4 tRNA genes are annotated in these 588 nt (G+C 45.4%); all 4 read right to left on the bottom strand.

Going from position 1 to position 588, the window contains the following annotated elements:
- Positions 1 to 175 precede the first annotated feature (175 nt).
- Positions 176 to 263 (bottom strand) — tRNA-Ser (locus QM887_RS09940).
- A 6-nt stretch (positions 264 to 269) separates the two neighbouring features.
- A tRNA-Ile gene (locus QM887_RS09935) sits at positions 270 to 343 on the bottom strand.
- Between the two features lie 36 nt (positions 344 to 379).
- Positions 380 to 450, bottom strand: a tRNA-Gly gene (locus QM887_RS09930).
- 14 nt (positions 451 to 464) lie between these two features.
- Positions 465 to 537 (bottom strand) — tRNA-Phe (locus QM887_RS09925).
- Positions 538 to 588 lie beyond the last annotated feature (51 nt).

Below are 588 nucleotides of genomic sequence, written 5' to 3'. Positions count from 1 at the left end.
GGCTTCCGGAACTTTGAAAACTTTAAAACTAGAATCCTCATTGCTTTGAACATCAAAAAGGAGAGAACCATGTTGGTCCTCTCCAGGTTATAACTTTTCATCAACCCACTACAGTTGACAAAGAGCCCAAATTTTAAAAAGAAATTAAAAAAGAGCTATAAAAGCTCTTTGAATACGGAGAATAAGGGATTCGAACCCTTGCGCCAGTTACCCGACCTAACGATTTAGCAAACCGTCCTCTTCAGCCTCTTGAGTAATTCTCCTATTAATGGGCACGAGTGGACTCGAACCACCGACCTCACGCTTATCAGGCGTGCGCTCTAACCACCTGAGCTACGCGCCCAAGTTAATAAACTTGGTAGATGAACGAAAAGTTCAAAGCGGGTGACGAGAATCGAACTCGCGACAACAGCTTGGAAGGCTGTAGTTTTACCACTAAACTACACCCGCATTAATAATAGATATGGCGCGAGACGGAATCGAACCGCCGACACATGGAGCTTCAATCCATTGCTCTACCAACTGAGCTACCGAGCCAAAATTGCGGGAGCAGGATTTGAACCTACGACCTTCGGGTTATGAGCCCGA

The organism is Streptococcus infantis (genome assembly GCF_047460875.1).
Classification (GTDB): domain Bacteria; phylum Bacillota; class Bacilli; order Lactobacillales; family Streptococcaceae; genus Streptococcus; species Streptococcus infantis_AA.
This window is presented reverse-complemented; position numbering and strand designations above follow the sequence as displayed.